At 61.8% G+C, this 19,777-nt stretch carries 19 protein-coding genes; 9 read left to right on the top strand and 10 right to left on the bottom strand.

Annotation, left to right across the window (positions count from 1 at the left end):
* Nucleotides 1-2 precede the first annotated feature (2 nt).
* The 4 genes from MU551_RS20150 to MU551_RS20135 are packed head-to-tail and all read right to left on the bottom strand — an operon-like array spanning nucleotide 3 to nucleotide 5,042.
* Complete coding sequence (locus tag MU551_RS20150; protein ID WP_247048335.1) at nucleotides 3-1,721, bottom strand: ATP-binding cassette domain-containing protein; 1,719 nt, start codon at nucleotides 1,719-1,721, stop codon at nucleotides 3-5.
* A complete protein-coding gene (locus tag MU551_RS20145) occupies nucleotides 1,714-2,550 on the bottom strand; it encodes an ABC transporter permease (protein WP_247048334.1) in 837 nt (278 codons plus the stop codon). The genes MU551_RS20150 and MU551_RS20145 overlap by 8 nt, the downstream gene beginning before the upstream one ends.
* The gene (locus MU551_RS20140; RefSeq protein ID WP_247048333.1) at nucleotides 2,543-3,484 is read right to left on the bottom strand and encodes an ABC transporter permease; all 942 of its coding nucleotides are present in this window, start codon (nucleotides 3,482-3,484) and stop codon (nucleotides 2,543-2,545) included. The genes MU551_RS20145 and MU551_RS20140 overlap by 8 nt, the downstream gene beginning before the upstream one ends.
* A 25-nt stretch (nucleotides 3,485-3,509) precedes the next feature.
* The gene (locus MU551_RS20135) at nucleotides 3,510-5,042 is read right to left on the bottom strand and encodes an ABC transporter substrate-binding protein (protein ID WP_247048401.1); all 1,533 of its coding nucleotides are present in this window, start codon (nucleotides 5,040-5,042) and stop codon (nucleotides 3,510-3,512) included.
* A gap of 259 nt (nucleotides 5,043-5,301) precedes the next feature.
* On the opposite strand from MU551_RS20135, the gene MU551_RS20130 reads away from it, so the two are divergent.
* On the top strand, nucleotides 5,302-6,216 hold the full coding sequence (locus MU551_RS20130) for an SRPBCC family protein (RefSeq protein ID WP_247048332.1): 915 nt from the start codon (nucleotides 5,302-5,304) through the stop codon (nucleotides 6,214-6,216).
* An 8-nt stretch (nucleotides 6,217-6,224) separates the two neighbouring features.
* Here the strand turns inward: MU551_RS20130 and MU551_RS20125 are convergent, their stop codons facing one another.
* The gene (locus MU551_RS20125; protein WP_247048331.1) at nucleotides 6,225-8,186 is read right to left on the bottom strand and encodes an MFS transporter; all 1,962 of its coding nucleotides are present in this window, start codon (nucleotides 8,184-8,186) and stop codon (nucleotides 6,225-6,227) included.
* Between the two features lie 169 nt (nucleotides 8,187-8,355).
* On the opposite strand from MU551_RS20125, the gene MU551_RS20120 reads away from it, so the two are divergent.
* The gene (locus tag MU551_RS20120; RefSeq protein WP_247048330.1) at nucleotides 8,356-8,970 is read left to right on the top strand and encodes a DnaJ family domain-containing protein; all 615 of its coding nucleotides are present in this window, start codon (nucleotides 8,356-8,358) and stop codon (nucleotides 8,968-8,970) included.
* Nucleotides 8,971-9,062: 92 nt separating this feature from the next.
* On the opposite strand, the gene MU551_RS20115 is transcribed toward MU551_RS20120, so the two are convergent.
* From MU551_RS20115 to MU551_RS20105, 3 genes are read right to left on the bottom strand one after another with little or no spacing between them, the layout of a single operon-like run.
* Complete coding sequence (locus tag MU551_RS20115; protein ID WP_247048329.1) at nucleotides 9,063-10,277, bottom strand: acetyl-CoA acetyltransferase; 1,215 nt, start codon at nucleotides 10,275-10,277, stop codon at nucleotides 9,063-9,065.
* Nucleotides 10,274-10,942 carry a 3-oxoacid CoA-transferase subunit B gene (locus tag MU551_RS20110; RefSeq protein WP_308198329.1) on the bottom strand — a complete coding sequence of 223 codons (669 nt, stop codon included), beginning with the start codon at nucleotides 10,940-10,942 and terminating at the stop codon, nucleotides 10,274-10,276. Before MU551_RS20110 ends, MU551_RS20115 begins: the two co-directional genes overlap by 4 nt.
* 28 nt (nucleotides 10,943-10,970) lie before the next feature.
* A complete protein-coding gene (locus MU551_RS20105) occupies nucleotides 10,971-11,687 on the bottom strand; it encodes a CoA transferase subunit A (RefSeq protein WP_247048328.1) in 717 nt (238 codons plus the stop codon).
* A 191-nt stretch (nucleotides 11,688-11,878) separates the two neighbouring features.
* On the opposite strand from MU551_RS20105, the gene MU551_RS20100 reads away from it, so the two are divergent.
* Nucleotides 11,879-12,658, top strand: coding sequence for an IclR family transcriptional regulator (locus MU551_RS20100; protein ID WP_247048327.1), 780 nt, complete (start codon nucleotides 11,879-11,881; stop codon nucleotides 12,656-12,658).
* A gap of 9 nt (nucleotides 12,659-12,667) precedes the next feature.
* Here the strand turns inward: MU551_RS20100 and nadE are convergent, their stop codons facing one another.
* Entirely contained in the window at nucleotides 12,668-13,489 is an 822-nt protein-coding gene (gene nadE / locus MU551_RS20095; RefSeq protein ID WP_247048326.1) for an NAD(+) synthase, read from the bottom strand.
* A gap of 113 nt (nucleotides 13,490-13,602) precedes the next feature.
* Here nadE and pyrE point away from each other — a divergent pair, with 113 nt between their 5' ends.
* The 4 genes from pyrE to MU551_RS20075 all read left to right on the top strand — a co-directional run bounded on the left by pyrE (nucleotide 13,603) and on the right by MU551_RS20075 (nucleotide 16,794).
* Nucleotides 13,603-14,187 (top strand): orotate phosphoribosyltransferase, encoded by a 585-nt coding sequence (gene pyrE, locus MU551_RS20090; RefSeq protein WP_247048325.1) that lies wholly within the window; start codon nucleotides 13,603-13,605, stop codon nucleotides 14,185-14,187.
* A gap of 82 nt (nucleotides 14,188-14,269) precedes the next feature.
* Nucleotides 14,270-15,028, top strand: coding sequence for a GAF and ANTAR domain-containing protein (locus MU551_RS20085; RefSeq protein WP_247048324.1), 759 nt, complete (start codon nucleotides 14,270-14,272; stop codon nucleotides 15,026-15,028).
* A 99-nt stretch (nucleotides 15,029-15,127) separates the two neighbouring features.
* Nucleotides 15,128-15,676 (top strand): hypothetical protein, encoded by a 549-nt coding sequence (locus tag MU551_RS20080; RefSeq protein WP_247048323.1) that lies wholly within the window; start codon nucleotides 15,128-15,130, stop codon nucleotides 15,674-15,676.
* 77 nt (nucleotides 15,677-15,753) lie between these two features.
* Nucleotides 15,754-16,794, top strand: a complete 1,041-nt coding sequence (locus MU551_RS20075) for a thioesterase domain-containing protein (protein WP_247048322.1) — start codon at nucleotides 15,754-15,756, stop codon at nucleotides 16,792-16,794.
* Between the two features lie 27 nt (nucleotides 16,795-16,821).
* Here MU551_RS20075 and MU551_RS20070 read toward each other — a convergent pair whose 3' ends face one another.
* Nucleotides 16,822-17,652, bottom strand: coding sequence for an HAD-IIA family hydrolase (locus MU551_RS20070; RefSeq protein ID WP_247048321.1), 831 nt, complete (start codon nucleotides 17,650-17,652; stop codon nucleotides 16,822-16,824).
* Between the two features lie 270 nt (nucleotides 17,653-17,922).
* On the opposite strand from MU551_RS20070, the gene MU551_RS20065 reads away from it, so the two are divergent.
* Nucleotides 17,923-18,969: a hypothetical protein gene (locus tag MU551_RS20065; RefSeq protein WP_247048320.1), complete on the top strand. Its 1,047-nt coding sequence runs from the start codon at nucleotides 17,923-17,925 to the stop codon at nucleotides 18,967-18,969.
* A 69-nt stretch (nucleotides 18,970-19,038) separates the two neighbouring features.
* The gene (locus MU551_RS20060) at nucleotides 19,039-19,713 is read left to right on the top strand and encodes a TrmH family RNA methyltransferase (protein WP_372489904.1); all 675 of its coding nucleotides are present in this window, start codon (nucleotides 19,039-19,041) and stop codon (nucleotides 19,711-19,713) included.
* The last annotated feature ends 64 nt before the right edge of the window (nucleotides 19,714-19,777 follow it).

The following is a 19,777-nucleotide window of genomic DNA, read 5'->3' as shown; positions in this document are numbered from 1 at the left end:
GCTCAGATTACTTCAGCCGGGAAAAATTTGGCCAGGGGTGAAGGGCGCACCGTCCGGCTCAATAGTTCGCAGACGGGGAGCGCAGCCGAAACCAAGGCCTGGCTGTGCTCGTGTTGAGGCCGCGTAAAGAACTCCACCGTTTCGGCGACCTCCACGAGCCGGCCTTTGAACAGCACGGCCACCCTGTCACTCATATAGCGGATGACATCCATGTCATGGCTGATCAGGACGAGGGACAGGCCTTTGTCCCGATGCAAGCGCAGGAGCAGGTTCAGGACCATCCGCTGGGTCAGGGCGTCCAGTGCCGACGTCGCCTCATCACAGATCAGGATTGAGGGTTCCAGGAGAAGCGCCCTCGCAATGGTGAGTCTTTGGAGCTGACCTCCCGAACATTGGCCCGGGAGCCGGTCCAGCAGTTGCGGGTCCAGCCCCACCTCCTCAATGGCCTGAAGGATAAGTGCGGAACGCTCGTCCTTGGTCAGGTCCTTGCGCCGGAGCAACGGGGCCTCCATGCTGGTCTGCAGCCGCATCCGTGGATCAAAAGAATCATGCGGTTCCTGGAACACGAGCTGAACCGGGGAATGCTGACCGGCTCTCCCGGCATCCCGGAGATCAGGATTGTGGAGACCGGGATTTTTGAGATCAAGGCTGATGCTTCCGCTGTCGATCTTTTCCAGGCCGATGATTGACCTGGCCAAGGTGCTCTTCCCTGAACCGGATTGCCCCAGGACGCCCAGGATCTCTCCCTGTCCAAGGCCAAGGGAAATATCAATTAAGGCCGGCCGGTTTCCGCGTTTGTTCGCCCGTTTCTTCGCCGTGAAGTCCTTGCTGACGCGGTCCAGGCTCAGCACCTCACGGCGCTTCTGAGCACTCTGCTCTTGAACCCCGTGGTCCGGAACACCGTGTTCCTGAACCGGCTGGCCCTGCCGCGAGCGGTTCCCTTCCGGGGCAAGGCTTGCAGCCTCCAGCAGGCGCTTGGTGTAGGGGGAGCGGGGGTAATTCAGGACCTCCTGCGCGGGGCCTGATTCAACAATCGTGCCGGCCTCCATCACCAGGACCTTGTCGGCGAACTGCGCCACCGTGCGGATGTTATGGGTGATGTAAAGAATCCCAAGGCCCCGTTCGCGGCGTTCCCGGTCAAGCAGCTCAAGGACCTGGACCTCAAGCATCTTGTCCAGGGCCGAGGTGGGTTCATCCGCCAGCAGGATGTCCGGTGCGCCGGCCAAAGCAAGGGCGGTCATGGCCCGTTGAGCCATTCCACCGGAGAGCTGATGTGCTTTGGCCTCGGCACCCAAATGGGGTTCGTCGAAGCCCACCTCAGCAAGCAGTTCCAGCACTTTAGCGTCGGCGGCTTTTCCCTGCAGTCCGCAATGGCGCCTGAGCGGCTCCTTCAAATGGCTGGCTATTGACTTGCGTGGATTGAACATACGCTTGGGCTGTTGATACAACATCCCGATGCCTCCACCGCGAACGCTGTTCAATACACCCTCATCCGCCGTCGTCAGCTCATGGGAACCGAGGCGGATACTCCCCGATTGGACGCGCACGTGCTGCGGCAACAGCTGAAGGATGGACATGGCCGTCATCGTCTTCCCACAGCCGGACCCGCCAACCAGGGCCACGAATTCGCCCGGATTTACGGACAGGCTGACACCGGCCAGGATTGAACGCGTTCCCTCTGTGCCGGTATGCAGATCTTCTATAACCAGTTGCTCAGTCATCCTTCACCGTCCCGGTGGGAATGAGCAGGCGGCTGCCTGCCATTTGGGAGATACGTTGACCGGTCAGCGTTACGCACAATGCAACAGTGAAGATGGCCAGCCCCGGAGCCAGGATCGCCAGGGGCGCCCTCTCAGAATATGGCTGTGCAGCAGCGAGCATGGAGCCCCAGTCCGATTGTGGCGGCTGGACACCGAGGCCCAGATAAGAAAGAGCGCCGACGCTGATCAGCAGTTGACCGAACCGCAGCGTTGCCTGCCCCAGCAACGGCCCGGCCAGATACGGGAGAATGTGGCGGAAAATAATGAACGACGGCGGACAGCCCACCACCTTGGCTGCCTCCACGAAACCTTCCGCGGAGACGTCATAAGCGAGCGTCCTGGCAAGCCGGGCGAAGGGAGTCCAGCCGGTTATCGTCAGGGCAAGCAGGAGGGAAGGGAAACCCGTGCCCATCGCGGCGACGATGAACAGGGCTATCACCATCTCGGGAAGCGCCAGGAGGACGTCATTGGTGCGGGTGAAGAACTCATCGAACCACCCCCGGCGGCGAGCACTGATCACGCCGATTGCCGTTCCCAGGAGGCAGGTCAGAAGGGTCGCCAACCCCGCTATCGACATGGAGAACCGCCCACCGTCCAGCAGCCGGCTGAATGTATCCCTGCCAAGGTGGTCAGTCCCCAACCAGTTGTTGAGGCTGGGCGGGCTCAGTCGCAGCGCCAGATTCTGCTGTGCAGGGGGATGCGGCATGAGCCAGGGGGAGAAGGTCACGGCCAGGACAATAATGGCCAGAATCACGACGGCGGCCCAGCCTGCTCTTTGTTTCCTAGCCAAGACGTCCACCGAGCCTCGGGTTCAGAAGTTGGTGCACAAAGTCGGCGACTGTTGTTATCAGCACAGCCAGTGCAACGACCACAACAACGCCTCCCTGGGCAAGGGGAATATCACCGTTGAGGACTGCGTCGTAAAGGAGCCTGCCCATGCCGGGAACTGCGAAGATCACTTCAACGATGACCGATCCTCCCAGCAACCCCGCAAACCACACAGCAAATAACGTGGTCAGCGGCAGCAGTCCATTGGGAACAACGTGTCTGAGGACGGCCTGGCGATAACTCAATCCACGGCTTCTGGCAGCGTTGACGTGGTCAGCCGCCAAGGCATCGATCATGCCTGAGCGTGCGGCAGAGGTGAAATAGCTGATCGGCCGCAGGGCCAGGGTGGTAACGGGAAGGACCATGGAGGCCGGACCCGTCCACCCCGCCGAGGGCAGAAGTGCCAAGCGGAGTGCGAAGACCAGGACCAGCAGGGGAGCCAGCCAGTATTCGGGCATGGCGATAAAGGATTGGGTAATCGTGGTGATGATCTTGTCAGTCCGCCCTCCTTCGCGAAGGGCGGCGGAGATCCCCAAGGGCAAGGAGATCAACACTGCTGCGCCAAGGGCCAGGACCACCAGGCTTACTGTCACAGCGAGGGCGGGCAGTACCTGTTCCACCACCGGGGTTCGGCTGATGTGGGACAAGCCCATGTCACCAGTGAAGAAGCGGGTCAGCCAGCGAAAGTACTGCACGGGCAGAGGATCCTGCAGCCCAAGGCTGTTGCTCAAAGCCTGGACTGACGATTCGTCCACCACATCACCTGCAACCCGTGACCGGATAATCTTGCGTACAGGATCGCCGGGGGTCACATACGGCACCATGAAAACCGCGAAGGACGCCACCAGGACGGCGACCACAAGGGCCGCCGTCCGCCTGGCGATAAAGGAGATCATGCGTTTCTGCTACGGTGTCTGGCTCCTATGAGCCGGACCCCGACTTCGCTGTCTCGGCTGTGAGGGCGTACCGGGACAGGGGGTCCTGAACGTACGACTGCACTCCGGTGCGGACGGCGTCGATCGCTTGTTGGTTCACCAGCCATGCGTTGACTGCCTGTGCGTCCAGAATCCTCCCGGCCTCGGCATAGAGGCGGTAGCGCTCTTCCTGGTCGTTGGTCTGGGCCGCCTTGGCGATGGTTTTGTCGTATTCCGGATCGCAGAAATGGCTCAGGTTGTACGTGCCGTCACACGTGTAGTCGGCAGTGAGGAAGCCGATCGGATCAGCGATGTCGATGAGGCGGTTGCGCTGGCTGAGTGCCATGTCGTAGTTGCCTGCCAGCAGGAGCGGGTCCACTGCCGCGGACTCTTTCGTCTGGATGCTGACGGGGATACCGATGTTCTTGAGGTTTTCCTGGATCACGGTTGCAACGTCCGCGAACTCCGGGCGCTCCGCGATTGCGAGGATCTCCAAGGGTCGATCCGCTGTGTAACCGGCTGATGCCAGCAGGGACTTGGCCTCCTCGAGATTCTGGCGGGGAGAGGCGACGCCGGCTGGTGCCCAGGGCTCGGAGGGAGCGAAGGGGCCGGTGGACGGCAGCGCTCCGCCTTCGTAGACACTGGCCGCCAGCGAATCCAGATCGAGCGCAGTGCGGATGGCCTTCCGGAAGTTGAGGTTGTTGAACGGCGCACGGCCGTTGTTCATGTAAAGCGTGGCAGTCCGCGGGGAGTCTGCCTTCAGAATGCCAACACCGGGGGCTGTTTCCAGCGTGGCCAGGCTGGAAACAGGGACAGAAAGAGCCACATCGGCTTCACCGGTCTGAACCTGGGCGGCTCGGGTGGCGCCATTGGTGATGAAGCGTATTTCGGCACCGGCCAGCTTGACCGGTCCTCCCCAGTAATCCTCATTGCGGTCCAGTGTCAGGGACTGTTTGGTTACTTCGGAGACAGGTTTGAAGGGGCCCGTGCAGTGTCCGAAGGGATTGATGGTGTCCTTGGCATAAGCGGCCGGAGCAAGGATGCCGGTGTTCACGCTGGCCAACCGATAGGGGATCAGAGAACTTTCAGTGGGGGTCGTAACGCGAACGGTGTGTGCGTCCAGCGCTTTGATTTCACTGACCATCTTGGGATTGAAGGCGCGGGCGGGCACCTGAGCCTTGAGTACGTGCTGGAGCGAAGCCGTCACGGCTTCCGGTGTCAAAGCCGTGCCATCCTGGAATTTCACGTCATCCCGCAGCGTGAAATCCCATTCCAGCGGCGAGACTTGCTTCCACTCGGTGGCGAGGGAGGGAACGATTTTTCCCTGCGCTTGGTCGTACTTCGTGAGGGTTTCAAGGCACCCGGCCAAGGAAAGGATGTACGCGGAATCCGTCTCCAGCTCCCAGCCGGCCACCGGCGCGCGGAAGTTGTCCACCACAATGCGCTGGTTCGTATCTACAGGCTGCGCTGAAGAGTTGTTCTCGGGCGTGAAACCACAGGCGGAAAGCGCGAGGACTGCTGCCGCGCCTGTTGCCACCATTGACGGGACAGGAAAACGCACAAAACCACCTTCATAGGATTCTCAAGACACTTCTGGAACGAAGGGCCGCCTACTGAGGGTAGCCTTACCTATCGTAGTTGTCGATTTGGTATGGGTAATAAAGGTGCTTTCACTCTTCGTGGAGGTGCGATTTTGGTCACTTCCAGCGGTGGTCGACGGCCTGCAGCGGGCATATAGTAAGCATACTGACGAAATGGATTTGCATTCGTCGTGGCCCGTTCTAGTCGAAGGAGACGCTGTGAGCACGAAGGTTGAGAAGCGCATTCTGGTCAACGTTCCGGTAAGCACCGCTTATAACCAGTGGACCCAGTTTGAGGATTTCCCCCGGTTCATGGGAGGCGTTAAGAGCGTGACCCAGCTAAGCGACGACCGTCTCGAGTGGGTGGCGGAAATCGCAGGCGTCCGGCGGCGCTGGGAAGCAAAAATCCTGGAGCAGGAACCGGACCGCAAAGTGGCGTGGGCTGCCACCGAAGGAGCAACCAATGCCGGGGCAGTGATGTTTGAAGACGTGGGCGGAGGGCAGACCTCCATCCAGCTGACCTTGGAGTACGAGCCCGAGGGCCTTGTCGAAAAGGTCGGTGACAAACTAAATGTGGTTGAAAACCAGGCCGAGGCCGATTTGAAGAGGTTTAAGGAATTCATTGAGGCCGAAGGATATGCCAGCGGGGCCTGGCGTGGCTCGGTCAATGAAGGTGCCACAGTTGGCACTCCTGGCGTTGAAGATGCCGCCGGATCACGCGGCGACTCCGGAAAGGCAGGAATATCCGGAAAGGTTGCTGCCGGAGTCGGGGTAGCTGCAGCGGCTGCGGCGGGAGTTGCTGCTGCAACGCAAGGCAAGGAAAAGGGGATGGAGGAGGACGTCACCCGGGTTGACGCTTCCCGGACGGATGCGCCCCCTGCAACCGGGGCATCCATGGCGGGCAGCTCCGGGATGGACACAGGAACGGCGGGTGCAATGGCTGATGCCTCTTCGGATCCATCAGCGGAACGGATTTCCCGTCCATTCGACCAGACCGGCGGCTTGGCGGACACGCTGGGAGAATCGGACGAAATGGCAGGGAGTGAGGCGAGGAGTGCAGCCGACCGCGAGAATGAAGACGGCGACGACGGTACTGTTCCTCCCATTGTGCCGCCGGCCCCAACCCGCTACTGAGGACGCCTCTATAGAGCGGTTTGGTCCTGAGGTTCCGCTGCGACGACGATCGACCTTTGCTCCTTGCCGTTGGACAGGACAAAGGCGGCTATTGCCCGGGCAATTTTCTGTCCTCCGTGGACTGAGGGCTCAATGGGGTTGGCATAGTCCCGATCCTCGTTGCAAATCAGCCTGAGGTCGATGACGGAGACGCCGCGCTGAAACGCAGCCCTTGTGATGGAGTCGTTGAACAGGGCCAAGGCGGTTCTGATGATTCTTTGGCCGGGGGCGGACGGAGGAGTGTCGTAGATAGTGCCCACCGCCGTGGGCAGGCCCTTCACCGCTATGGCCCCGATCATCGCGTCATAGTCGGCAGCGAACCGGTCTTGTGCCTTGCCCAGGATGAGGAGGGCGTCGGTGACAGTTCCGGCGTCCTCCTCGAGCAAGGGGGCGAAGCCCAGCGCGTCATTCCCGCCCACGCTCACCACAAGATGGGTGGTGTCCGGTGGCAGGAGACGAAGCTGCCGGACGACGTCGGCGATTCTGTCCCCGTCCACGGCCAGGAGCGTGCAACTCCAGTCCCCAGGCAGTTCCTGCCGAAGTTGCTGCGCAACGTCCGGTCCGCCGTCGACATACGCCTGATTATCGAAGATTGAATCCCCCAGCAGGACCACATGGCCGGATGATGCTCCCTGCTGCTGTACCGGCATGGCTGCCTCCCTTTCCGCGTTTTCTATTTTCTTGTTCGTAATGGAACCCAGGCCGGCGAGCACCGCAACCGTCAGCAGGCCCATGGTGACGAACACGGCCTGGAACCCAAAGTATTCTGCGATCACCCCACCGGCCGCAGCTCCGAGTGGCAAGGTTCCCCAGGCGAGCAACCGGTTGCTGCTGTTAATGCGCCCGAGCAGATGATCCGGGGTAATGCGTTGCCGAAGGGAGACCGCGATGACGTTCCACAGCGCAATGGCCACACCACCCGCGAAGAAGCCCGCCCCGATGAGCAACGGATTGGCGCTGAAAATGAGAACGGCGTAAATCAAGGTACTTCCAGTCAAGGCCACGGCCAATGACAGGAACCGCCCGAGCCGTTTCTCCACCCAGGCAGCGGCGAGGGAACCGACCAGCATGCCGGCAGCTACGGAGGTGAGGAGTAAGGCGTAGCCCGGTTCCGACAGTTGCAGGGAGGACCCCGGTCCCACGGCGTGAAGCACCAGGATGGTGAAAGTGGCGCTGGAGGCGAAGTTGAAGACGCCCACCATAATGGCGAAGGTCCGCAGAATCTGGTTGCGCCAGAGGAATCGCAGGCCTTCGGCGATGTCGGAACGGAGGGTGGAACCACTGTTGTGGTTCACGCGGAAGCTGCCACACACCAGCAGCAAAAGGCCCACTGCCACCACCCAGAGGGCAGCAGGTGCCGCCAAGGATACCGCTGCTCCGGCGGCGACGAGGAGCCCGCCCAGAGGTGGCCCGATGAACTGGTTGGCTGTCAGCTCTGCCGCATGAAGCCGGGCGTTCGCACGCGATAACAGCTGGCGTCCCACCACTTGGGGCAGGATCGATTGCGCCGAGGTGTCGTACAGGGTCTCCGCTGTCCCGATCCCGAACGCGACGACGTACAGCGCCCAGATCGACCCAAGGTCCAGAAGAAAAAGGAGCGCCAGGATCAGCAGGAGGGTTGCCCTGAAGGTGTTGGCAACGAACATAGCCCGACGACGGTCAACGCGATCAACGACGGCCCCCGCCAGCAAGGCAAAAAGCAGCCACGGTGAGGTCAACGCGACCCCCAACCCTGCAATGAGCACTGGAGAATCAGTGACGCCAACGGCGATAAGGGGCAAAGCTATCTTGGCCATGCCGTCAGCCAGGTTGGAGAAGCTGGACGAGCCCCAAAGCCACCAGAAGCTGGAGCCGAGCCCGGCGCCTGGCTTTACGACGGTGTCGCCCGCTTCATTCTCAACAACTTCATCGGGTTCAACGCCGCTGGCCATGAGTCGAGGATGGCACAGCAACGGAGGCTGGAACAGTCACGGAGGCAGCGGGAAGAGTCAGAGACGCGTCCGCTGCGAGGGGTCGCAAACCTGGAGTGGGCCTTGGCTGCCCTTCACCCCATCGGGGAAAATAGAAGGAGCTATTGACCAGCCGGGGCGGAGGCAGGCGATGAATGACTGGGCCACAGAGCATAACGAGCGGCGACTCGAGCGCGCAGCCGAACTCAGGGCCGCCCAAACCTCCAACAGGGCTCCCCACGAGGAAGCCGAGCCCGGTGCTGCAGCCGCTGATGTCGACGCACGCCAGAGCAGGCGAAAAATCAGTGACGCTCAACGGGCGGACTACCTGATCAGGGATGCCATGGCCAGGGGCGAGTTTGACAACCTCAAATATGCCGGCAAACCGATCCCTGGCCTGGGTGAGAACACTGATCCCGATTGGTGGATCAAGGGCCTGATCAGGCGTGAGAACCTCACCGGCCTGGGACCACCTGCAATCCTGCTTCGCAAGGAAGACGCGGAACTGGACTCGGTGCTCGATGGCCGATACTCCGAACAGCAGGTCCGCGAAGCGGTGGAAAGCTTTAACAAACGTGTGGTTGAGGCCCGCCGGCAGCTCCAGGGAGGCCCTCCGGTGATAACCAGAACCCGGGACGTTGACCATGAGGTGGATCGTTGGCGCCAACGCCGGGCCGCCGCCGCGGCTGCGCGCCCTCCTGAGGCTGAACCGGAAGCCGGCCGGCCGTGGTGGAGACGGCTTTGGTCGATGCGAGGCCCCAGTTGACCCTCTTTGCGCCAAACGAAGGGCCGACACGCCGCTGGTTCGGCGCGTCGGCCCTTGTTCCTGGAGCAAGAAGGTCAGGACGGCCAGGTCTGCTACACAGCCTCCAGCACGCTGACGTAGTTGGCTATGCCTACCCCGCCCATGTTCTGCACCGCGGCGCGACGCGGATTGGCCAGTTGCATGGCGCCTGCCGTGCCGGTGAGCTGCATGGCGGCGACGACGTGCTGCGACACACCGGTGGCCCCAACCGGATGGCCCTTGGCCTTGAGTCCGCCGGAGATGTTGATGGGCAGTTTCCCATCCTTGAACACCCAGCCTTCCTCCAGGGCGCGAACGCCCTGACCCGGCTCCGTCAGCCCCATGGCTTCGTACATGAGCAGCTCGGCAATCGTGAAGCAGTCATGAACCTCGGCAAAGTCCAGGTCCGTTAGCCCGACGCCTGCCATGGCCAGTGCCCGCTGCCAGGAGGCACGGGTTGCGGCGAATGCTGTCGGATCCCGGCGTTCGGCCGGCATGAAGTCGTTCGCGTGGCCGAAGCCCGCAAGGCGGACCGGTGCGGTGGCTGTGCCCCGTGGCGCTGTGGCAGTGGAAAGGACGACGGCGGCGGCGCCGTCGGAGACGGGGGAGCAGTCGGTACGGCGCAATGGGTCGGCCACCATCGGGTTCTTGTCCGAGACGGTCCGGCAGAATTCCTCGCCGAGGTCCTTACGAAGCTGGGCGTATGGGTTGTCAACGCCGTTCCTGTGGTTCTTGGCCGCGATGGTGCCCAGGACGTCGCCCAGATTCCCGGATGAGCCGTAGCCGCGTTCTCCAAAGCGCTTGTCGTAATGTTTTGCCACGTCCGCGAAGAGGCCCGTGAAGCCAGTGGTGGAGGGTTTGCCTGCCATGTCGTAATCCGCGCCCAGTAAACCGGCACCGACGATGTCCGCGCCGGCGTGGGTCATCTTTTCCGCGCCGATCACCAGAACGGTTTTGGCTGTTCCTGCCAGCAGCGCCTTAGCCCCCTGTTGAAGCGCGGCCGAACCTGAGGCGCAGGCGTTCTCCACCCGCGTCGCAGGAACGTGCGCGAGCTCTTCCGAAACCTGAAGGGCCAGGGAAGATGGAAAGGCCAAGGGCATCATTCCGGAGTTGAACTGTCCCAGGTAGATCTCGTCGATCTGGCCGGGCTCGATGCCTGCATTCTCAATCGCTTCGGTGGAAACCTGGACGATGAGTGACTCCAGGGTGTCATCGGTCAGTTTCCCGAAGCGGCTGTGGCCCCATCCCGTCAGCAGGATGTCCTTACCGAATTGTTCTTTCAGGCTCATGCTGCTGCTCCTTCAGTCTCGAGGGCCACCGTGAATTCGGCACCGGTCTTTTCGCGGATCTCGTGCTCGGTCACACCGGGAGCGAGGCGGGCGAGCGTGAGTTTCCGCCCGCCGTCGTTCTTCATAAGGTCAAACACCGCGAGGTCGCTGATGATCCGGTCAACCACGCCCAGCCCCGTCAGCGGCAGGGTGCAGTCGGAAACGATTTTTGGGGTGCCGTCCTTGGCAACATGCTCGGTAAGAACCACTACGCGCGGCGTGCCGGCCACGAGGTCCATGGCACCGCCCATGCCCTTGACCATCTTTCCGGGGATGGTCCAGTTGGCGAGGTCGCCGCTGCCAGAGACCTGCATAGCCCCGAGGATTGCCACCTTGACGTGCCCGCCGCGGATCATGCCGAACGATGTGGCGGAATCAAAAATGCTGCCGCCCGGGAGGACCGTCACTGTTTGTTTGCCTGCATTGATGAGGTCTGCATCCTCCTCACCCTCATAGGGGAAGGGGCCCATGCCGAGCAGTCCGTTCTCACTCTGCAGGACCACGCGGACGCCGTCGGGAAGGTTGTTGGCCACGAGGGTTGGAATCCCGATGCCGAGGTTGACGTAGTCGCCGTCGCTTAGTTCTTCGGCTGCTATGGCAGCCATTTCATCCCTGGTCCAGGCCACGGGTTTCTCCTTTGAAGTCGGAAGCGGATCAGGCGGGGACGAGCCCGTTACGATGCCGGACAGTCCGCTGTTCGATGTCCTTGATCCGGCCGCTGGACTGGACCAGATGCTGGACATAGACACCGGGGGTCACGATGTGATTGGGATCAAGCATCCCGGGTTCAACGATCACCTCTGCCTCGGCGACAGTGGCTGTTCCGGCGGTTGCCACCACCGGGTTGAAATTCCGGGCGGTGAAGCGGTAGATGAGGTTTCCGTCGGTGTCTGCGGTGTGTGCATGGACGAGGGCGACGTCGGCCCTGATGGCGCGCTCCTGCACATACGTTTCGCCGTCGAACTCTGCCAGCGGTTTGCCTTCGGCAACCAGTGTTCCGACGCCGGTCTTGGTGTAAAACGCTGGGATGCCGGCACCGCCTGCCCGGAGCCGCTCGGCCAGAGTGCCTTGGGGCGTGAACTCCACTTCAAGGAGACCGGCCAGGTATTGCTCGGCGAACAGCTTGTTTTCACCAACGTAGGAGGCGATGACTTTGCGGACCTGCCCGGCCTCGATGAGTATGCCGAGCCCTTTCCCGTCAACGCCCATGTTGTTGGACACCACGGTCAGGTCCCGGACCTGTGAATCGCGCACCGCTTCAATGAGGTCCGCGGGGATGCCGCTCAGGCCGAAGCCGCCCACGGCCAAGGTCATGCCGTCCTGCAGCAGGTCCTGCAGTGCATCCGCCGCATTGGATCGAACCTTTGACATCGCATCTCCTCATTGAGTGGTGTATCCCGCTCTCCACGTTGTGGACTGGGAGTCCTGACATCGCAGCCTAGGGTGGCTGGAAGTCGCCTGTCAAGGAAAACTGTTGGCCTAGAACTCGCGTGATTACAGTGTGGACGGTACTTTGAAGACTATCCATATTGTGGATACTTTGACGGAAAAAGCGAGGATCGATGACGTCAGTACCAGTTCAAGGGGCGCAGGTAGTGAGCAGGGTGGCAGCTCTCCTGCGCATTGTCGCGAGGAAGCCCGAAGGGATACCGCTGGTCGGCGTCGTCCGGGAATCAGGGCTGACCCGTCCCACAGTTCACCGGCTGCTGACGTCCCTTGCTTCCGAGGGGCTGCTGGATCAGGATGCCGGGACGGGCAAATGGGTGCTGGGGCCGGAGATTCTGCTGATGTCCTCCGTGGCCTCCGCCCGGTTCCCGTTGGAGGAGGTGGCCCGCCCCAGCCTGCGGAGGCTGGCCGAGGAAACCGGGGAGAGCGCGTTTTTCTCGATCCGGCGTGGTTTGGAAACGGTGTGTGTGCTCCGGGAAGAGGGCAGCTTTCCGATCCGTTCATTCGTACTCCATGAGGGCGTCCGCTTCCCCCTTGGTGTCGCCTCAGCCGGCACGGCCATCATGGCGTTCCTGCCCGAAGCGGAACAAGAGGAGCTGCTGGCTCGCTGGGATAGCCACGCCGGAACGTTCGCCAAGGGGCATCCGGCAGATGTGGTGAGGGAGAACCTCAAGCGGACGCGCCAGACCGGTTACGCAGTGAATCCCGGGCTTGTGCTGGAGGGCAGTTGGGGGATGGGGGCGGCAGTGTTCGACGCCAAGGGCCGCCCCACATGTGCCTTATCGCTAACCGGTATCGAGCCGCGGTTCCGCGAAGACAGGCAGGAATTCCTGGGCAGGTTGTTGATGGAGGAGGCGCACCGGATCACGATGGCACTGCGCTCAGCTGAAAGGTAGGCCGGAACCCTATTTCCACCAGGTATCGAAGATGGTGACAGGAACTGTGCGCTTGTGCCTGGTCCGCAAGTACTTCTCCTCGATCAGCATCGCCACGCCCTCGGACACCTCACGGCCTTCGAGGTAGTCGTCAATCTGGTCATAGGTGACGCCGAGTTCATCCTCGTCAGTGCGGCCGGGCCTGCCGTCAAGAAGATCAGCCGTAGGCACCTTCTCCCAGACCCGGGCGGGGGCGCCAAGCTCGCCGAGCAGGGCACGGTTTTGCCGCTTGTTCAGGCCGAACAGCGGCAGGACGTCAGCGCCGCCGTCGCCGTACTTGGTAAAGAACCCGGTGACAGACTCCGCACCATGGTCCGTGCCGACCACGAGGTAATTGAATTCACCGGCCAGGGCGTACTGAGCGGTCATACGGGCGCGGGCTTTGGTGTTGCCCTTGTGGAAGTCGGAGATGGGGGAGCCGGTGCTTTTTTCGAACTCGTCCTCGATGCCGTTGACGGCGGCCGAAACGTTAAAGGTTCTTTCGCTCTTGGCCTGGATGAACTCCAGGGCAGCCTGGGCATCCTCTTCGTCATGCTGGACACCATAAGGCAGGCGGACGGCAATAAAGTCGGCGTCCACTCCTTCTGCGTTGAGTTCCTCCACCGCAAGCTGGGTGAGCCTGCCGGCGAGGGAGGAATCGATGCCTCCGGAGATCCCCAGAACGAAGCCCTTGGTGCGGGTGGCCTTCAAGTACTCCTTCAGGAAAGTGACGCGTTTACGCACCTCCCCTGCGGGATCGATCTGGGGCTGCACGCCCATTTCTTCAATGATCTTGGCCTGGAGTTCGCGCATGTGTCCCAGCCTAGTCAGGAGTGTCAACTACCCTCAACTGCGACGTCGCCGTTCAACACTGGTGGGTCTTTCCAGGGCAGGGGCACCTATGCGCAGCCACTAAACTGGAACCCATGACTTCCACCCCTGACTTTGCAGCTGACGCTTCCGCTGCCCGCGCCCGCCTGCTGGAACTGATCAAGGAACTCGCCGTAGTCCGCGGCAAGGTGATCCTCTCCAGCGGTGCCGAGGCGGATTACTACATTGACCTTCGGCGCATCACATTGCATCACGAAGCGTCCAGGCTGGTGGGTCAGGTCATGCTTTCCCTCGTTGACGACGTCGGAATCGACTTTGAGTGCGCGGGTGGGCTCACGATGGGGGCAGATCCCGTAGGTACGGCAGTGATGCATGCGGCTTCGGATGCCGGCCGTACGGTCGATGCATTTGTGGTCCGGAAAGCACAGAAGTCCTACGGAATGGGGCGCCAGGTCGAAGGCCCCTCAGTTGAAGGCCGCAAGGTTCTTGTACTGGAGGACACGTCCACTACCGGAGGCTCAGCCCTGACCGCGGTGGAGGGTGTCCGGAAAGCCGGCGGCAATGTGGTGGCCGTAGCCGTCATCGTGGACCGGGATACCGGCGCCAAAGAGAAGATTGAAGCCGAAACAGGAGTCCCGTACCTCTTCGCCTTCGGTAAGGATGAACTCGGCCTGAGCTAGCGCTTTCGTGTGGACGGCACTGCGGCAGTGACCTATCATTTGCCTATTCACACATCAGTACCTGCCTATGGAGAACCGTGCCATGCTCCCGCCAGAACAGTCCTTGACCACCGTTGACCAGATCCAGAACCTTATTCTGGAGAGCGCTGACTTCGAGGATTTCCTGAACGAACTGGCACGGTTTTCCGCTCACCAAATGGCGGGCGACGGCGACGACGCACTCTGCGGAATCACCCTCCTGCGCGACCGTAAGGCCGCAACCATAGGCTGGAGCAGTGACTCAGCCCGTGAGGTGGACGAGATCCAGTACTCGCTGTCCCAAGGGCCGTGCCTGACGGCTGCGGAGGAAGAACGGGAAGTCCACGTTCCGGATCTGTTTGAAGAGGACCGGTGGGGCCCTGACTACGCGAGCGCCGTAGCTGCTCATGGTCTGCGCTCCGTGTTGTCCCTCCCCTTCCATCTTCAGGGTGATGCCAAGGCGGCCCTGAATTTGTACTCGGACGCACCCAACAAGTTCGATGAAAAGGCCGCAGCGAAGGCGCGCGGCTACACCCGGGAGATTTCCCAGGCCCTCCGGCTCGCCGTGCGTTTCTCCCTCCATGCGGACAGTGCCACCAACCTTCGCGCCACTTTGGAGTCACGCACCACCATCGACATCGCCATAGGAATCGTCATGGCCCAGAACCGCTGCAGCCAGGATGCGGCAGCCAGGATCCTTACCGATGCCTCGAGCAACAGCAACGTCAAATTACGGGATATCGCCAAGTCGCTCGTGGAATCTGTAGGCGGCGCGGCAACGCGAACCCACTTCCAGGAGCCCGAAAAAAGCCAGGCGGGCTGACGGCGCTTTGAACCCTGCCGGGCTTGTCGTAACCCTTCAGCCGGGATAAGCTGACCAAGGTTGAGCCGTCGGCCATAGAAATCCATTTTTGGAGTACCTATGGACCGCAAGCTGCAAGCCTTCGTTAAACTCGACGTCGTTTCTGACGTTGTCCGGATTGACGTCCGGGGTAACCTCACACAGGATTCCCGGCCAGCATTGGTGCACGTCATCCGTAGAATCCGCCGCATGGGCATCAAGTCACACATTCGTGTTGACCTTTTTCGCGCCCTGCACGTTGAATCCGCCGCGCTCGCAGGCCTCCGCAACGACCTCAACGCCATTGATGGCGGCGCTACTGGTGTGTCCCTCGAATTGATCCAGCGTGGACCGGGTTCCCATCACGACACGAACGATGACGTGCAGGCGCTCGAAATTACAGGAGAATTCTTGGCTTCCATCGATCCCTCAGGTTCCCATCCGCTCGATAAGTACTCGGATGACGAACTGCTCGCTGCCAGTGATTCCTTGTTCGGCATGCTGGACGATCCCGCTGCTGTGACCGGATCCGAGCTGCTGGCGCAGTACGAAGCGATCGGTATCGAGCTTGAACGGCGCGAAAGCACCACCTCCGAGGGAGAACCCCGAGGTAAATCCGTCGTCGAGTAGTTCGTGGTTCCGGGGTTCCGCCGCCCCCGCCCCCGGGGAATTGCACCAGACAGGCCACGTGTGGATACGGTAGGAGTATGCCGCGTGTGGAGGATGTGGACCCGAATAGTGGCCCCAGCCCTGACGGGGTCCGCTTACTCCGGTACGCCGCCGAACTCAAAACCTTCTCGCGTCGAAGCTTCTTTATTGGCGCCGGAGCATCCTCGGTCCTCGCCGCTGACATGTTGTTCACCCGCCGTGTGCAACGGGAACGCCAAGTCAACAAAATCCTCACTGTAAACGACGACTTTGCCGAGAAGTACTTTCCGAACTCGAGCTGGATCCTGTTCCCGGGCTACAAAACCAGCTGGGAGGAGGCGCAGTGGATCCTCAACTCGCTCAGGGGTGCCTTGCGCGAACGAGGCCAGCTCGCCGCCGTCGGATATTCCAACGAAGGCCTGGACATCGATCAGGTGGTCATCGCCATCATTGAACATGTCAGGGCAAAGCAGCTGACAAAGCTCTACTTCTACGGCCATAGCTTTGGCGGCATGGTGGCCACCCAGGTGGCGGCAAGGCTGCTGGAACTTCATGGGGTCGAGGTGGAACTGATTCTGTTGGACTCGAGCCCTTACAGCAAATACGACGTCCTGGACCAGAGCTGGTTCGAAGGAGTGGTGGTGCTGTACGAGAGCGGCTTCCGGGTCCCAACGGTGCTGCGCGGAGGATATGAGCTCGGCGAACGGATCGTGCACAAGGATGAGCGCACGTGGCGCCAGATCATGGACCAGACGCTAGAGCAACTGTCACCGCTGGCGCCGTCGAGCATCCTGATCCAGTCCGAATCCGCCTACATCTACCACTATGACGCCACCCGCTTTGTGGACAAGCTCGGTAAGGCGCGCATGGCTTTCATCGGAAACCCGCGGGACAAGACCGTCAACTATGAAACAGCCCGCAGGTCCTGGTCACGCACGTATTCCCGGTACATGACGTCCAACGAACTGCTGACGGAGGGCGCAGTGCCGGCCCACGCCAGCCCGCAATGGAATCCCTCCCTGTACAGCCGTGTGGTGGCAGACATCGAGGATCAGCTTTTCCCCCTGCCCGGCGGCGGCGGGCGCGTCACGGCGTTCTAACGCTCCCACCAGCCAGCCACGCGCCGGTCAGATCTGGTTTTTCAGGTCAGCGACGGAGTCCAGAATCTGGTTGGGGCGGAAGGGGTAGGCTGCAATGTCCTGCCTCTGGGTGATTCCGCTCAGCACCAGCACGGTGTGCAACCCGGCCTCCATGCCGGCAATGATGTCGGTGTCCATCCTGTCGCCGATCATCGCGGTGGTTTCGGAATGGGCGTCGATCTGGTTCATGGCAGAGCGGAACATCATCGGGTTTGGCTTTCCCACGATGTAGGGTTCCCGGCCGGTTGCCTTGGTAATCAGGGCGGCAATGGCTCCGGTGGCAGGCATCGGGCCGTCCTTGGACGGCCCCGTGGCGTCGGGGTTGGTCGCAATGAACCTGGCCCCGGCAAGAATCAGGCGGATCGCCATGGTGATGGCTTCGAACGAGTAGGTCCGGGTTTCGCCGAGCACCACAAAGTCCGGGTTTTGGTCGGTGAGGATAAAACCCGCCTCATGCAGCGCCGTCGTGAGTCCTGCCTCACCGATGGTGTATGCGCGGTTCCCGGAGTCCGATCCGTGAACCTGATCCTTCAGGAATTGGGCCGTGGCCAGCGCCGAAGTCCAGATGTTCTCCTCCGGAATCTCGAGCCCTGAGGACCGGAGCCGGGCCGCGAGGTCGCGGGGAGTGAAGATGGAGTTGTTGGTGAGGACAAGGAATCGCTTGGACGTATCCACCCAGCGCTGGATGAGCTCGGCAGCGCCTGGGATGGGTTGGTTTTCATGGACCAGCACGCCGTCCATGTCTGTCAGCCAGCATTCAATTTCCTGGTTGTTCCGATACACCGCAGCCGATGCACGCACTTTGTCTGACTCTGCCATGGGGACCTCCGGCACTCGTTGGGGGAGACGCTGTTTTCGGACCCAGTCTTTCATTCTTCGGGTAGCCGAACATCCGGCGCCGGATCATGACGGAGCAGGCCATGCCGCTCAGTCGACTAGGCTCGTAGCTGGCATCAGTGCCAGTGGCCGCGGATCGGGGGATGTCTGCGGTGGCTTGTTGTCCGGCCCGCGCCGGGAGGTCCCCGCAGCCGGACATCGCCTGGCATCCGGAAACCGCAGGATGCCAGCAAGCACCTGAAAGGGCTCGCAATGAGCAACAGCCACGGCGCACCGCCGCCACCCGGAGATTCAGACCCAGTGCAGCAGTACGGGCAGCAGCAGTACCCGCCGCCCAACTTCCCGACGCAGCACCTCCCCGCCCAGGACTTTCCTACGCAGAACTTTCCTGTGCAGCCGCACCAACAGCAGCCGCAGCAACAGCCGCCGCAGCAGCCGCACAACAATAAGAACCTGATCATTGTGCTGGGCGCCGTCGCTGCCGCGGTGATCGTTGCGCTGATCGCTGTGTTCGTTTGGGTCATTCCGGGATTCAGCCAGCCGCAAGCGCAGGACAATCCTGTGCCGCTGGCCTCGACGTCCGGAACGGCGTCGCCAGAGCCGGCGGACGAGACCAGCAGTCCCCAAGGATCCCCCGCACCGTCTGAAAACTCCGCTGACCAAATGCCTGCCGGATCTGTACCGCTCCCCGGGGGATGGGATCAACTGCAGGGCCCCGCCAACATTCCAGCAGCCGACGACACGCTGTTCACCCGGTTTGTCACTGGAGAATCCTCCTTCGCCTACCTGGCTTCGTGGAGCAGTGACGGCACGTTCGGGATCACCAAGGACCCCGTCTCCGGAACCCCGATGCAGCAAAAGGCGGAAGGCACAGAAGAGCGCGACGGTGACGGCATCTCCACGGCCTTCGCTTTCTTCGCCGAAGCGGAGGAGGGCAAGTTCGGAAAGGAGCCGGCAAAGGTCCAGGCAGCCATCAAGGAGATTGAGGCAAAGCTCAAGGCCATCCCCGCGGGGGACCTGCCGCAACATCTTGTCGGCCACAAGTGCGCCTCGGATTTTGTGTCGTCGACGCCGGAAATCCGGGAGTTCCGCCGCTCTGAGGCCGTCGTGGTGGAATTTACTTGCACCAACGCCGGAGGTGACGCCATCCAGGCGGTCAACCTGTTCACAGTGACTCCGTGGGGCACCCCGCAGATGGTGGGCGTGAGCGGCCACGAGAGCTACTGGAGCGCCAACCCGGAGTTGCTGGAGAAGATCGGCAACTCCTACCGTGCCAACCGCTGGAAGCTGGCCGGCTAGCGTTCATTGGATCCGTCCGGACGCAGGCACGGCGCAGGATGGCGGGGCGGACGCGGCTAGAGTTGAGGGGTGATTGACCACCCCCAGACCCCTACGCTGCCCGTCCCCCCGTCCGAGGAGGAGCCGGAGCCCAAGCCCGAGGTCGGCGTCGGCCCCTGGGAAGGCGAACTGCCCGAAGGGGACCACTGGGATCCGGACCTCCTCGCCGACGGCGACCGCCGGAATGTCGTGGACAAGTACCGCTACTGGAAACATGAAGCGATCGTTGCTGACCTGGATTCCAAGCGCCACGAATTCCATGTGGCTATTGAGAACTGGCAGCATGACCTCAACATCGGCACTGTTGTGCGCACGGCCAATGCGTTCCTCGCCAAGGAGGTCCACATCATCGGCCGACGCCGGTGGAACCGCCGTGGCGCCATGGTCACCGACCGCTACCAGCATGTCCGCTATCACCCCACAGTTGACGACTTCGTGGCCTGGGCGCAGGCGGAGGGCCTGGCGATCATCGGAATAGACATCTTCCCCGATTCCGTGCCGCTGGAGACTTATGAGCTGCCCAGGAACTGTGTGCTGGTCTTCGGCCAGGAAGGGCCAGGCCTCACTCCTGAGGTCCACGCGGCCGCAGAGGCCACGTTGTCCATTGAACAGTTCGGCTCCACCCGTTCCATCAATGCAGGATCGGCAGCAGCTGTGGCGATGCATGCGTGGATTCGCCGCCACGTCTTCAACCAGCACCCCTAGCCCACCCCACACCCAACCCCCCCCGCCACCACACGCCCCCCCACCCCCCCCACACCCCGATAGC

Origin of the sequence: Arthrobacter rhizosphaerae (assembly GCF_023062595.1) — a bacterium.
Taxonomy (GTDB): domain Bacteria; phylum Actinomycetota; class Actinomycetes; order Actinomycetales; family Micrococcaceae; genus Arthrobacter; species Arthrobacter rhizosphaerae.
Note: the sequence above shows the minus strand (reverse complement) of the source record. Positions and strands in the feature narration are given on the sequence as shown.